Below are 13,523 nucleotides of genomic sequence, written 5' to 3'. Positions count from 1 at the left end.
ACGTCGACATCGACGCACCACGCCGGTACACGCTCACCCGCTGAAGCGGCCGAACGCCCCCCGGTGGAACAGCAGCGGAGCGACCCCGTCCGCCGCCCCCAGCGCCTCCACCCGCCCGACCACGATCAGATGGTCGCCGCCCGTGTGGACGGCCTGGATGCGGCAGTCGACCCAGGCCGGTACGGAGGCCAGCAGCGGCGACCCGGTCGCGGGAGCGGCCCCGTACGTCACCCCGGCGAACTTGTCGGCCCCGCTCACCGCGAAGCCCCGGCACAACGCGTCCTGCTCCGCGCCCAGGATGTTGACGCAGAACGCCCCGGCGCGGGCGATGCGTGGCCAGGTCGTCGACGTGCGGGCGACCATGAAGGTGACCAGCGGCGGGTCGAGGGAGAGCGAGGCGAACGACTGGCAGGCGAACCCCGCAGGGCCGTCCGGGGCGTGGGCGGTGACGACGGTGACACCGGTCGCGAAGTGACCGAGCACGCGCCGGAATTCGGTCGGATCGACGGGCAGCCGCTCGTCGTCGGCGACGGCCCGCAGATCGGGGCGCGGCAGCGGATCGACCGGTGCCGGGCCGGCGGTTGTGGCGGCGCCGACGGACCTGAGGTACCGGACGGCGGTGGCGGCCATGCCTGCGTGTCCCATCACATCTCCCAGTTAAGTTGACGGAGCGTCAGATCGGAAGGGCTGAGCCCGGATCGTCACAGCCCCCGGTACTTCGGTGCGCGGCGTTCCACGAAGCTCGCCACTCCCTCGCCCGCGTCCCGCGTCGTCATGTTGATCTCCTGGGCCATTGCCTCGGCGGCGAACGCCGTTGCACGGTCGGCGTCCAGGGATGCGTTGACCAGCTGTTTGGTGAGGGCGAGGGCACGGGTCGGACCGTCCGCCAGGCGTTGCGACCATGCGCGGGCCATCTCCGTCAACTCCTCGGCCGGGACCACCCGGTTGACCAGGCCCAGGCGTTCCGCCTCCGCCGCGGGGAGTGCGTCGCCGAAGAACATCAGCTCCTTGGCACGCTGCGGTCCGATCAGGCGGGGCAGCAGGTACGCGCCGCCGCCGTCCGGTACGAGACCGCGGCGTACGAACACCTCGATGAACTTCGCCGAGTCGGCGGCCAGTACCAGGTCGCAGGCGAACGCCAGGTGTGCGCCGATGCCGGCCGCCGTGCCGTTGACGGCCGCGATCACCGGCTTCTCGCAGTCCAGGACCGCCGCGATCAGGCGCTGCGCGCCGAGCCGGATGGTGCGGGCCACATCGCCGGGGACCCGGTCGCCCGTGGACGGGACCCCGCGCAGGTCGGCGCCCGCGCAGAAGCCGCGGCCGGTGGCGGTCAGGACGACGGCCCGGACCGCCGGGTCGGCGGAGGCCCGGGAGAGGAGGGCGATGAGGCGTTCGCGCTGGTTCCAGGTGACGGCGTTCATCGCTTCGGGGCGGTTGAGAGTGATCCATGAGACGCCGTTGTCAGTGGCGTGGAGTACCAATGAGTCAAGCGGGTCGGCGGACCCGGGGGTGTCTTCGGGGGAGGACGGCATGAGGCGGCTCCTCGGCAGGTGGCGTGGGGGGTCAGCGGCAGACGGCGAGCGCGTCCAGCGCCACCGCGCCCTGCCCGCGGCCCAGCACCATCAGCGGGTTGATGTCCAGTTCGGAGAGGTCGTCGCCCAGTTCCAGTGCCATCCGCTGGACGCGCAGCACGACCTCGACGAGCGCGTCGACATCCACCGGCGGTCCGCCGCGTACGCCTTCCAGCAGGGCCCGGCCGCGCAGTTCGCCGAGCATCGCCCGCGCCTGGTCCTCGCCGAACGGCGGCACCCGCACCGCCGCATCGTGCAGCACCTCCACGAGGACGCCGCCGAGCCCGACCGTCACCGTCGGCCCGAACAGGGCATCGTGCGTGACGCCGACCATCATTTCGACGCCCCGCTCGATCATCTGGCAGACCAGGACGCCGTCCAGCTCGATGCCCTCGTAGCGGGCGATGTCGGTCAGTTCGCGGTACGCGTCGCGGACCTGGCTGGCGGAGGTGAGCCCGACCTTGACCAGACCGAGCTCCGTCTTGTGGGCCAGCCGCGCGCCGGACGCCTTCATGACGACCGGGTAGCCGACCAGGCCCGCCGCCCGGACGGCCGCCGCCGCGCTGGTGACCAGTTGCTCGCGCGGGACGCGGATGCCGTACGCCCGCAGAAGCTGCTTCGCCGCGTGCTCGCTCAGCTGGTGGCCCGGACGCATCAGGGCCTGCGCCTTGCGGAACGAGGGCGACGGCGTGCGCGGCGCCTCGTCGAAGGGCGAGCGGTACGAGCCGGCGAACCGGTGGTGGTCCAGATAGGCCTTCACGGCGGTGATGCAGTTGCCGAACGTGCGGAAGGTGGCGACGCGCGACGAGCCGAGCAGCGTCGTGCGGTACGCGTCCTCCGTACCGACCGGCGATCCCCACACCACGCACACCAGCTTGTCCGTGGTCTCCGCCGCGTCCACCAGGTCCTGCGCGAGCCTGTCGCTCATCGGGGGGAACGGGCCGGTGATCGGGCAGATCAGCACCCCGACGTCCGGGTCGGCGAGGAGAGCGTCGATGATCTTCCGGCCGCGCCAGTCGCCGACCGGATGCCCGCCGTTGTCGACCGGGTTCGCCACGTTCAGATAGCCGGGAATCCACTCGTGCAGCTCGCGCTGCTTCTCCTCGGACAGGGTGGGGAGCTTCAGTCCCGCCCCCGTTGCGAGGTCCGAGAAGTGCGCGCCCGTGCCGCCCGAGATCGAATACACGACGACCCCGTCGGCCTGCGGTTTCCGTGCCCGGGCCAGCAGGGCCGCGGTGTCCTGGAGTTCGTCGAGCCCGTCCACCCGGATCACGCCGAACTGCCGCATCGCCGCGTCCACCACCTGGTCGGCGCCGGTCAGCTTGCCGGTGTGTGACGCGGCCGTCCTGGCCCCCGTCTCCGTACGCCCCACCTTGACCGCCACGACCGGAACCCCGGCCCGTGCCGCCCGGTCGGCGGCGAGCAGAAAGGAACGCCCGTCCTTGAGCCCTTCCACGTAGCAGGCGATGGCCCCGACCTCGGGGCGCTGCGAGAAGTACGAGATGAAGTCGGCCGTCTCCAGATCCGCCTCGTTGCCCGTGGGCGCCCAGTGCGACAGCCGTACGCCCAGCTCCTGGAGTGTGTAGACGGGGCGGCCCTGGTGGCCGGACTGGGTGATCAGGGCGATCGCCGGCCCGTCGAGGTCGTCCCGGAACGCCTCGAACGCGTTGAGGTTGGTGTTCGGCCCGAGCAGCCGCAGCCCCGACCGCTCCACCGCGGCCGCCAGCCGCGCCTGGGCGGCGGCGCCCTCTTCGCCGGTCTCGGCGAACCCGGAGGCGAAGGCGACCGCGAATTTCACCTTGGCCTGCCCGAGTTCCTCGATCACCGGGAGCGGGTCGCCGACCAGCAGCACCGCCAGATCGACCTGCTCCGGCAGGTCCGCGACGGAAGGAGAGCAGGGGCGGCCGAAGACGGACTCCCGGGTGGGATGGACCGGGTGCAGGCGTGCCCCGACCCGCTCGGCCCAGGCGACGAGCTGCCGGGTGATGCCGGTACGGGGCCGGCCCTCGGTGTCGGATGCCCCGATGACGGCGACGGACTCGGGCCGGAAGAACCGGTCCAGGTCGGGCACGGGCGCGTGCAGCGGGCGGCCGCTGACGTCGAGATCGCCTTCCGCGGCGGCGGCCGTCATGCAGTGGACGGCGGCGTGCGGCTCCTCGCCGCAGGCCACCACCCGGGCGCGGAAGTGTGTGGTGAGGGTGCCGTGAGTCGATCCAAGCATCGTTCCGCCCACTCCTGCTAGAGGTCCGTCCGGGCTCGGGGCGCCCGTATCCAATTAGCTGACGCCTTGTCAGGTTACTGAACTGACGCTCCGTCAGGAATGGGTAGGAAGGCAAAGGCTGGACGGGCCCTGGCCGGGATTCCCCGCCCCTTTGCGTGCCCGAGGTCCGGGGGCCGGCGGCGCGTCGGGCCCCGGGCCGCACAGCCGCCCCACAGGAACCTCTCCCCATTTGCCGCAGTCATGACATACGCTGCGCGTGCGGCCGCGCCCTTCACGTTGTCTTCACGTTCTTCACATGACGATGTGTGGGTGTCGCGCGGCCCGACTCGTCACCCGGCCGACCGAACCGGGTTTCTCCCTGGGGGTTCATCAACGTGCGCATGCGCACCGTGGCGACCGCGCTCGCGGTCCTTTTCAGTTCGACGGTCATGGCCGTCGGCACCGCAGGACCGGCGGCGGCCGACTCCGCCGGCGCCCTGCCGATCACCTCGTACGGCGACATCGCCGTGGACGGCGTCCACAAGCGGGTGTACATCAGCGACCCGACCGGCAACAAGGTCGTCGTCACCGACTACACGGGCCAGGTCGTGGCAACCGTCCCGGATCTCTCCGGCGTGCGGGATCTGGCGATCTCGCCCGACTCCGGATTCGTCTACGCGGCCCTCCCGGGCGCCGACGCCGTCGTGGCCATCGAGACGACCGGCTCGACCGCGGCCGCCCGGTACGCCACCGGCGAGAACACCGATCCGCAGACCGTAGCGGTGGCGGGCGGCCGGGTCTGGTTCGCGTACGGGCAGGAGTCCTCGCGCAACCTGGGCTCGTTCGACCCCGCGCAGGGCACCCCCGAGATCGCTCTCGACCAGCTCCCCGGCAATGCGTGGACCGGTGCCCCCGAGCTGGAGTCCGCCGGGAACACCCTGGTGCTCGGATTCCACGGCACCTGGTCGGAGCTGGCCGTGTACGACGTGTCCACCGGCGCCCCCGTCCTGCGCAAGGAGGGGACGCAGGCCGATGCCCGCAGCGATATGGCGGACTTCGCGCTCAGTGCCGACGGCGCGCAGATCGTCACCACCTCGGGTACCTCCTCCTACGAGGCGACCGCGATCAACGCCGGTGACCTGACCCGCACCGGCGGCTACCCGATCGACGCGTACGGCCCCGACTCCGCCGCCATCGCACCGGACGGCACGGTCGCCCTGGCCGCCGACAGCCCGTACGACAAGGACGTCTTCGTCTTCAAGCCGGGCATGACGGAGCCGTTCCGCACGTACACGTACGGCGCGTCCGCGTCCGGTGGCGACATCATCGCCGCCCAGGGGCTGAGCTGGGCGCCGGACGGCAGTCGGCTGTTCGCCATCGCCCGGGGACAGGGCAAGACGTACCTCCGCGTCCTCGACGACGCCGCCCGCTACCCGGTCACGGCGACCGTCTCCGCTCCCGCCCGGGCGACCCGCGGCAAGCAGCTCGACGCCACCGGGAGGCTGACCTCCGACAAGCCGTTCCCGGCGGACGCGAAGGTCACGGTCATCCGTACCGACCTCGACAGCCCGAAGGGCAAGTCGCTCGGTACGAGCACGGTCGCCGCGAACGGCGCGTTCTCGTTCACGGACACCCCGCCCGCAGGCGGTGATGTCACCTACACCGCGCAGTACGCAGGTGACGCCACGCACACCACGGCCTCCGCGTCCGCCTCGGTCGCCGTCTCGCGGGCGACGCCCTCGCTGACGCTGAACCACAACGGCGCCCTGTACTCGTACGGCGCCGATGTCTCGTTCACGGCGCACCTCGGTACGACGTACAAGAACCGGACGGTCGAGATCTGGGCCGACCCGTTCGGCACGGACAAGCCGAAGAAGCTGGTCAAGCGGGGCACGGTCAACTCCAAGGGCAACCTGTCCGCCACCGTGGACATGACCCGTGACACCACGGTCACCGCCGTCTTCGCGGGCGACGCCCGCTACGCGTCGAAGACCGCGAAGTCCGTCGCGTACGCCAAGGTCAAGGTCTCCACGTCGGTCGCCAAGCAGTACAAGACGGCGAAGATCGGCTCGACCTCGTACGCGTACTTCCACAAGAAGACCGACCCGGTCTTCACCACGACCATGACGTACTACAAGGGCCGCTCCCAGAAGCTGAGCCTGGAGATCTACTACCAGGGCAAGTGGTACGACGCGGGCTGGCAGTACTTCAAGCTCGGCACCAGCGGGAAGTCCGTCGTGACGCTCGGCGGCACGCACGACACCGGCTACCGGATGCGCATGCGCTCCTCCTACGTCAACAACTCCTCCGGCGACAACGTGAACTCCACCACCCACGGCGCCTGGAAGTACTTCACCTTCACCAAGTAGGGCCCGGCAGAAGCGAGAAGGGCCTCCACGGCTGTGGAGGCCCTTCTCCATGCACGGATTGCCGGGCAGGCGGGCCCGCGGGCTGCCCGGTGGTGATGTCGACGCGGCCAAAAGGTCCGGGTCAGGGGCGGCGGTGGCCGGTGTCCTTCGCCAGCTTCCTGGCGATCTTCCGTGCGTCCAGGGCCATTTCGCGGAACATGCCGCTGATCGGATTGGTGAACCCGGTGAAGTAGAGCCCGGGTGCGTGCTTCGGTGTGCGGCTGCCGTGCACCACCGGCCGCCCGCGTGCGTCCAGCACGTCGAGGTGTCCGACCAGCGGTTCCAGAGCCCGCCGGTAGCCGGTCGCCGCGATCACCGCGTCCGGGGTGATCCGGGTCCCGTCGGCCAGCACGACCGCTTCCTTGTCGAACGACTCAACCGTTGCCACCGGCACCACGCGGCCGCCCCGCACGGCGTCGATCAGCCCCACGTCCTGGACCGGGATGGCGCCGTCCTTGACCCGTGAATAGAGGCCCGTGTCCGGGCGGGGCAGACCCTGTTCGGCGAGGTCGGGCACGGCGGCCTTGGCCATCAGCCGGCCGGCCCGGTCGACCAGCCGCACCGGCAGTCTGCGGACCAGGATGCCGGTCGCCTGGGCGGGCCAGCCCGCCGTCGAGCGGCGCACGATGTGCGGAACGGTGCGTACCGCGATCCGTACCCGGGAAGCGCCGCCCTCCACCAGGTCCACGGCGATCTCCGCGCCGGTGTTGCCGATCCCGACGACGAGGACGTCCTTGCCCGCGTACGGGGCGGGGTTGCGGTAGTCGCGGGCGTGCACCAGCTCGCCTGCGAAGGTGTCGCGGCCGGCCCAGTCCGGGATCCGCGGGGTGTGGTTGTAGCCGGTGGCCACGACGACGGCTCGCCCGGTCAGCACCCGGCCGCCGGTCGCGGTCAGCTGCCACCCGGTGTCGTCGGCCGCCCGGTCGATGCGGGTCACCTCGACGCCCGTCACCACCTCCAGCTCGTGGTGTTCGGCGTACTTCTCCAGGTAGCGCACCACATGGTCGCGGGACACCCAGCGTCCGAACCGGCGTGGCATCGCGAGCCCCGGCAGCGCGGACCAGCGTCGGGTGGTGTGCAGGTGCAGCCGGTCGTAATGGCCTCGCCATGACGCGCCGATGCTTCCGGACTTCTCCAGCACGACGGCCCGTACTCCTTGCTCGCGCAGGGCCGCCGCGGCGGCGAGACCGCCGGGACCGCCGCCGACGACGTAGACGGGCCGGTGTTCGGTGGTGTCGGTGGGCGCGGGGGCGGGCGCGGGCACGGGACTACTGCCGGAGGTGGAGGTGCTGTTGGGCATGGATCGGAGCGTAATCGCCCGATTACTTGATGGGTCTCGGTCAAGACCGGAATCGATTGCGAATTGATCACGAGTGTGTGCGTCCGGCCCGTGTCCTGTGCACCTCTTGCGCGGCGGTGCCGGATCGGGTGAACTGACGTACCGTCAGATCCCTTGAGTGGGAGGGGCCCCGATGCAGACGATCTGGCTCGGCGGAGCCGAGTGGCTCGCCGTCCTTCGAATAGGGCTCGGCCTGTGGTGGCTGGAGAGCTGGCGGCACAAGGACAAGAAGGGCTGGTTCGAGCGCGGTACGGGAATCGCCTGGGCGGCGGACGTCGCGGGCAAACATCGATGGGCGGCGGTACGGACCGGCTTCCAGCGGATCGTCGCGCCCCGCCCCAAGGCCATGGCCTACCTCGTCGTCTACGCCGAACTCGCCCTGGGGCTCGGCCTGATCGCCGGCTTTCTGACACCCGTCGCGCTCCTCGGCGGACTGCTTCTCAACCTCCTCTACCTGGTGCTGATGATCCACGACTGGGCCGAGCAGGGGCAGAACGCGATGATGGCGCTGATCTCCCTCGTCGCCCTCTTCGCCATGTCCTGGCAGGTCTGGTCCCTCGACGACGTGATCGGACTCTTCGGATGACCACGGCCGCCCCCCGCTTCGACCTGCCCGAACCGGACGACTTCACCCGGCCCTACTGGGACGCGGCCGCCGAGGGGCACCTGCTGCTGCGCCGCTGCCACGCCTGCGGCAGGGCCCACCACTACCCACGCGAGTTCTGCCCGCGCTGCTGGAGCGAGGACGTCACCTGGGAGCGGGCGAGCGGCCGTGCCACGCTCTACACCTGGTCCGTCGTCCATCGGAACGACCTGCCGCCGTTCGGCGCCCGCGTCCCGTACACGGCGGCCGTCGTCGACCTCGCCGAGGGGCCGCGCATGATGACGGAGATCGTCGACTGCGCAGAGTCCGACCTCGGCATCGGTATGGAACTGCGCGTCACCTTCCGGCAGGAGGAGGGCGGCGAGGCAGTCCCGGTCTTCCGGCCGTGAGCCGGCCCCGACTCGGCCGTTCGCCCGGCACGACTCAGAACGACTTGCTGCGCCGCAGCGCGCGCCGCAGCTTCCACCGCTCCCAGACGTTGGGGTGGCGGATGACCACGCCGCCCATGCCGGCCGTGCCGGTGACGCGGATCAGCGGGGTGCCCGGGAGCCTTTCGTCCGTGGTCCGGTCCTTGAAGCCGCCCAGGCCGGGATCGATCTCGTCGGTCTCCGTGGCCCAGCCCGCGGGCACGATGATCCTGACCCCGCCCATCTGCCCGTTGACCTCCAGCTCGATCTCGCGCAGTCGGCAGTCGGTCCGGGTGAAGTCGAGCCTGGCGCCGCCCATGCCGCCGTCCACATCGATGTGCGCAGGCACCTTCCAGCGCCCGGTGCGCACCGCGCCGTGGATGCCGCCCTTGAGGACCAGCGGCTTCCCCGCGTCCTGCGGCGCGGGCCCGAGATCGGCGGTGAGGGGCGTCAGCTCGGCGTAGGTCTTGGCGACCAGCGCCTGGCCAAGCCGGGTATCCAGCTCGTCGAGGTCGATACGGCCCTCGGCCGCGGCCTCCCTCAACTGGTCCACCACCGCTTCACGGTCGGCGTCGGAAGCGCGCAGCCGACTGACGGAGTTCGGGCGCTCAGCAGTCATGAACCTGATGATACGGAACGGCTCGGCGCCCGGCTCACAGTCCGGGCGCCCCCCAGACCGGGAACCACCGGGAGAGATCCTTCTCGACCCGCAGGTCGTCCCCGAGTGTCGCCCTGATCTGCAACTCCAACTGGTTGTCGCGCTTTTCGCCGCCGCCCCGCACCGGGGCGAACGGATAGAACGTGCCGCGCTTGTACAGGTAGACCAGCGCCAGAGACCGCCCCTCGGCGTCCTGGAAGCCGATCAGCGAGCAGAGCAACTGCGGGCCGAAGCCGCCGTCCTGGAGCAGGGTGTTGACCGCGTGCAGGTCGTTTACCAGGGCGGCCACATCGTCGGGGGAGCGGCGGGAGAGCAGCCAGGTGTAGCCGTACGTGTCCTGGCTGAACTCCACCGGGATGCCGCCCCGGTCCGTGTCCGCGTCGAGCAGTTCCTGTACGTCCTGCCGGATACGGGCGAAGGTGCCGCCCTCCACCCCCGCGAAGCAGACCGAGCCCAGTCCGGTGGGGGTGAAGCCGGCACCCGCCTGGAGGGTGAGGGCGGCGGACGGTACGGCGAAGAGCTGGTCGAGGTCGGGGCGGACCGGTTTGCTGCGGCCGAGGATGGTGTCGAGAAGACCCACTGCGGACTCCCTGGTTCCTTACGGGCGGGCGAGTTCGGCGGAGATGCGGGCCAGCTGGTCGAGGCGCTGTTCGAGGGTCGGGTGGGAGGAGAGCAGCCGGCTGAGGCTCTCCTTCGAGGAGAACGCCGGGACGAAGTAGAAGGCGTTGTACGGCTCCGCCTTCCGCAGGTCCTCCGTCGGGATCCTGGCCATCTGGCCGCTGACCTTGGTGAGCGCCGAGGCGAGCGCGGAGGGGCGGCCGGTGAGGAGGGCGGCGGCGCGGTCGGCAGAGAGTTCGCGGTAGCGCGAGAGCAGCCGGGTGAGCAGGAAGCTCAGGCAGTACACGACGGCGCTGATCAACGGGATCAGCATGATCGCGATGCCGACGGGGTCGCTGCTGCGGCTGCGGGAGAAGCCGCCCCAGAGGGCGACGCGGGTGACGATGCCGGCCAGGACGCCGAGGAACGAGGCAATCGTCATGACGGCGACGTCCCGGTGGGCGACGTGCGACATCTCGTGCGCGAGGACGCCTTCCAGCTCCTCGGGTTCGAGTCTGCGCAGGAGCCCGGTGGTGGCGCAGACGAGTGCGGTCTTCTCGCCGCGGCCGGTGGCGAAGGCATTCGGTACGTCGCTCCGGGCGATGGCCACCCGGGGTTTCGGCATGTCCGCCAGGGCGCAGATCCGGTCGACGGTGCCGTGCAGCTCGGGTGCTTCCTCCGGGGTGACCTCGCGGGCACCCATGCTGAATGCGGCGATGCGGTCGCTGAACCAGAACTGGGCGATGAACAGGCCGCCGGTGAAGATCAGGATGATCGGCCAGGCGCCCCGCAGCACCGCGAGGAGCACGCCCACCAGGATCACGTACAGCAGTCCGATCAGGAACATGGTGGTGACCATGCGCGTGGTCAGACCGTGGTCGGGGGCGTAGCGGGAACGGGTTCGTGTCATGGAATGCCTCCAGCAACTCACCTGTCTCCCATAGTGCTCCTTTTACGTCGGAACCCGATAAGCGGAATGAAACCGGACGGAACGAGTGAGTCGGACGGGCCGGTCACGGCCACAGCAGCTCCCGCTCCCACACCCCGCAGTCCCGGCGGTAGCGCAGCCGGATGTGGCGCCGCCTCGCGTCACCCTGGAAGAACTCGACCTCGCGCGGCTCGACCACGTACCGCGTCCAGCTCGCCACGTCCGCCTCCGGTTCCGCCTGTGCCCGCTCCCAGGCGGCGTCCGAGGCGCGGTTCAGCTCCTCGTACGAGCCGAGCACCTCGCTCTGCCGTCCCACCAGCGCCGACGCCAGCGCCCCGGTCGAGCGGACATGCAGATCGGCCCGGCTCTCGGCAGGGGTGCAGGCGGTGACCGGACCTCGTACCCGCACCTGCCTCCCCTGCGCGGGCCAGTAGAAGCCGAGCGCCGCGTGCGGGTGCGCGGCGAGCTGGCGGCCCTTCGCGCTGGTGGCGTGCGTGGCGAAGTGCCAGCCACGGTCGTCCGCGTCGTGCAGCATCAGCGTCCGCAGGTCCGGGTGTCCCTCGGCGTCGACGGTGGCCAGCGTCATGGTGTGCGGCTCGGCCTGTCCGGCGGCCACCGCCCCGGCGAACCAGGCGTGGAAGAGGGGGAGCGGGGTGAGGGGCGCGGCGGCGGGATCGAACGCGGGCAGCTCGACGTCCCATACCCGCTGGGCGTGCAGGAGGTCCCGGAAGGCCTGCTGGGCGGAGTGCGGATCAGGCGTCACATCGGTCATGCGGCCCCATCATGCCCGCCGGGGCGCGGGGCCGCCGGGTCGGTGCGCGGTGGTATGAGGCGGACGAGTCCTTCGGCGCCGAGGACCGGGTGGGGGACGACGATCCCCGGGAGCGCGGCCGTGGCCGGACGCCCACAGGGCGTCGGCCGGCAGTGGGTTGCCGGGCGACGCCCTGTGTGGTGTGCGCCCAGAGCGGTGAGCGCACGGTCATGCGGTCATGCGTGCGGTCGGACGGCGGGCCGACCGCGGGACCCACTAGGCCGCGGCGTACCCGGACTTCGGGTCCGGGCCGTACGCGTTGTCGCTGCGCTCGCCCTCGGATACCAGGAAGACGAGCAGTGTGATCGGGCCCGCCAGGGGGATGGCTGCGAACAGCACCCACCAGCCGGAGCGACCGGTGTCGTGCAGGCGGCGCACGAGCACACCGAGGCTGGGCAGCAGGACGGCGAGGTAGTAGATCGCGATGATGATCGGAAACGTGCCGAGCACCAGGTCGAGCACCAACGCGACGATGGCAGCGATGGCGTTGAACAGCGCGTACATCCAGTACTCCTGGCGGCGCGCACGGCCGCTGAACACCGTGTACTTCTTCAGGACATCGAGATACCAGTGCATGTTGTCCCCCCAAGGACGATGGAAGCTCGTCCTCGCTGGACCGAGCCTGGACGCCAGAACCTAGAGGCTTGAGGTGCCCGGGTCAAAAAGTTATAGAGAGAGCGCTTTCAGGCAGCGCCCGCCCGGATCTGGGCTTCTCAGCCCCGGCCCAGCACGACCGTGCCCGAGGAACAGAACCAGCCACCCGTTCCCGAGGCAACGGCCAGCTCGGGAAAGCTGCCGTCTGCCCTTCTGACCTGCCGTTTCCCCGCCTCACCACGGAGTTGGCGGACGGACTCCACTAGGAGGAAGAGCCCGCGCATCCCAGGATGGCAGGCCGAAAGCCCACCCCCGTCGGTGTTCACCGGAAGTTCGCCGGACCGACCGATTCGACCCTTTTCGATGAACGCGCCGCCCTCGCCCTTCGCGCAGAACCCCAGATCCTCCAGCGTCACCAGCGTCATATAGGTGAAGGCGTCATAGATCTCGGCCAGATCGATGTCCGCGGGCCGCACCCCGGCGCGCCCGAAGGCCAGCCGGCCCGAGACCGCGGCGGGGGAGACCGTGAAGTCGTCCCACTCGGACATCGTGGAGTGCGAGACGTACTCGCCCGTGCCGAGGATCCACACCGGGGCCTTCGCCGTGTCCGGTACGTACTCCTCGGCCGCCAGCAGTACCGCGCACCCGCCGTCGCTACGGATGCAGCAGTGCAGCTTGGTGAAGGGGTCCGCGATCATCGGGCCCGACAGGACGTCGTCCACCGTGATCGGGTCCCGGAACATCGCGTCCGGGTTGGCCGCCGCGTTCGCGCGGGCTTGCACGGCCACCTCGGCGAGCTGCTCGAGCGTCGTCCCGTACTCGTGCATATGGCGGCGGGCGGCCATCGCGTACTTCGCGATCAGTGAGTGCCCGTACGGCACTTCGAACTGGAGCGGGCCGCGCGAGCCGAACGAGAGATTCGACGTGCGGCGCCCGGCCCGGATGTCTGCGCGCGCCGTGGACCCGTACACCAGCAGTACGGCGTTGGCGCGGCCGGCCGCGACGGCGTCGGCGGCATGGGCGGCCATCACCTCCCAGGTCGCCCCGCCGACCGCGGTGGAATCCACCCAGGTGGGCTTGAGGCCCAGATACTCCGCGACCTCGACCGGGGCGAGCGTGCCGAGTCCGGCGGAGGCGAAGCCGTCGACGACCGAGCGGTCCAGGCCGGAATCGGCGAGCGCCCGGCGGGCGGCCTGAGCGTGCAGGGCGTACGGGGTGGCGCCGTCGACGCGTCCGCAGTCCGCGAGGGATATGCCGACGACAGCGACCTTGCGCGGGGGAGAGGAGGGTGAGGAAGGCATGAATCTGACGGTACATCAGATGTGCCGTGAGGGGGTGGGGTGAGCGCGTGCGCGGCTCTGGGTTTCTCACAACATCACGCCTAGCATGACGACCCGTCAGATCAG

13 protein-coding genes are annotated in these 13,523 nt (G+C 70.7%); 3 read left to right on the top strand and 10 right to left on the bottom strand.

The genetic code is table 11. From position 1 onward, the window contains the following. Window positions 1–33 precede the first annotated feature (33 nt). The 3 genes from OHA88_RS21665 to OHA88_RS21655 all read right to left on the bottom strand — a co-directional run bounded on the left by OHA88_RS21665 (window position 34) and on the right by OHA88_RS21655 (window position 3,792). Window positions 34–630 carry a flavin reductase family protein gene (locus tag OHA88_RS21665; protein ID WP_328629752.1) on the bottom strand — a complete coding sequence of 199 codons (597 nt, stop codon included), beginning with the start codon at window positions 628–630 and terminating at the stop codon, window positions 34–36. A gap of 71 nt (window positions 631–701) precedes the next feature. Beyond that, a complete protein-coding gene (locus tag OHA88_RS21660) occupies window positions 702–1,532 on the bottom strand; it encodes an enoyl-CoA hydratase/isomerase family protein (RefSeq protein WP_328626721.1) in 831 nt (276 codons plus the stop codon). Window positions 1,533–1,563: 31 nt separating this feature from the next. After that, complete coding sequence (locus tag OHA88_RS21655) at window positions 1,564–3,792, bottom strand: acetate--CoA ligase family protein (protein WP_328626720.1); 2,229 nt, start codon at window positions 3,790–3,792, stop codon at window positions 1,564–1,566. Window positions 3,793–4,172: 380 nt separating this feature from the next. On the opposite strand from OHA88_RS21655, the gene OHA88_RS21650 reads away from it, so the two are divergent. Next, the gene (locus tag OHA88_RS21650; RefSeq protein ID WP_328626719.1) at window positions 4,173–6,140 is read left to right on the top strand and encodes an Ig-like domain repeat protein; all 1,968 of its coding nucleotides are present in this window, start codon (window positions 4,173–4,175) and stop codon (window positions 6,138–6,140) included. A 121-nt stretch (window positions 6,141–6,261) separates the two neighbouring features. Here the strand turns inward: OHA88_RS21650 and OHA88_RS21645 are convergent, their stop codons facing one another. Next, window positions 6,262–7,479 (bottom strand): flavin-containing monooxygenase, encoded by a 1,218-nt coding sequence (locus OHA88_RS21645; protein ID WP_328626718.1) that lies wholly within the window; start codon window positions 7,477–7,479, stop codon window positions 6,262–6,264. Between the two features lie 172 nt (window positions 7,480–7,651). On the opposite strand from OHA88_RS21645, the gene OHA88_RS21640 reads away from it, so the two are divergent. Together OHA88_RS21640 and OHA88_RS21635 are read left to right on the top strand one after the other, a co-directional pair. After that, window positions 7,652–8,104 (top strand): DoxX family protein, encoded by a 453-nt coding sequence (locus OHA88_RS21640; RefSeq protein WP_328626717.1) that lies wholly within the window; start codon window positions 7,652–7,654, stop codon window positions 8,102–8,104. Beyond that, window positions 8,101–8,511: a Zn-ribbon domain-containing OB-fold protein gene (locus OHA88_RS21635; RefSeq protein ID WP_328626716.1), complete on the top strand. Its 411-nt coding sequence runs from the start codon at window positions 8,101–8,103 to the stop codon at window positions 8,509–8,511. Before OHA88_RS21640 ends, OHA88_RS21635 begins: the two co-directional genes overlap by 4 nt. Before the next feature lie 34 nt (window positions 8,512–8,545). Here the strand turns inward: OHA88_RS21635 and OHA88_RS21630 are convergent, their stop codons facing one another. The 6 genes from OHA88_RS21630 to OHA88_RS21605 form a co-directional block, all read right to left on the bottom strand. After that, a complete protein-coding gene (locus OHA88_RS21630; protein WP_328626715.1) occupies window positions 8,546–9,148 on the bottom strand; it encodes a DUF1707 SHOCT-like domain-containing protein in 603 nt (200 codons plus the stop codon). A gap of 34 nt (window positions 9,149–9,182) precedes the next feature. Then, window positions 9,183–9,767: a PspA-associated protein PspAB gene (pspAB, locus tag OHA88_RS21625; protein WP_328626714.1), complete on the bottom strand. Its 585-nt coding sequence runs from the start codon at window positions 9,765–9,767 to the stop codon at window positions 9,183–9,185. A gap of 18 nt (window positions 9,768–9,785) precedes the next feature. Next, window positions 9,786–10,694, bottom strand: coding sequence for a zinc metalloprotease HtpX (gene htpX, locus OHA88_RS21620; protein ID WP_328626713.1), 909 nt, complete (start codon window positions 10,692–10,694; stop codon window positions 9,786–9,788). 103 nt (window positions 10,695–10,797) lie between these two features. After that, the gene (locus OHA88_RS21615; RefSeq protein ID WP_328626712.1) at window positions 10,798–11,484 is read right to left on the bottom strand and encodes a pyridoxine/pyridoxamine 5'-phosphate oxidase; all 687 of its coding nucleotides are present in this window, start codon (window positions 11,482–11,484) and stop codon (window positions 10,798–10,800) included. 255 nt (window positions 11,485–11,739) lie between these two features. Then, window positions 11,740–12,099: a DUF805 domain-containing protein gene (locus OHA88_RS21610; protein WP_328626711.1), complete on the bottom strand. Its 360-nt coding sequence runs from the start codon at window positions 12,097–12,099 to the stop codon at window positions 11,740–11,742. A gap of 137 nt (window positions 12,100–12,236) precedes the next feature. Beyond that, the gene (locus OHA88_RS21605) at window positions 12,237–13,418 is read right to left on the bottom strand and encodes a thiolase C-terminal domain-containing protein (protein WP_328626710.1); all 1,182 of its coding nucleotides are present in this window, start codon (window positions 13,416–13,418) and stop codon (window positions 12,237–12,239) included. Window positions 13,419–13,523: the final 105 nt, after the last annotated feature.

Source organism: Streptomyces sp. NBC_00353, assembly GCF_036108815.1.
Taxonomy (GTDB): domain Bacteria; phylum Actinomycetota; class Actinomycetes; order Streptomycetales; family Streptomycetaceae; genus Streptomyces.
The sequence above is the reverse complement of the archived record's forward strand: the minus strand, read 5'-3'. Positions and strand labels throughout refer to the sequence as shown.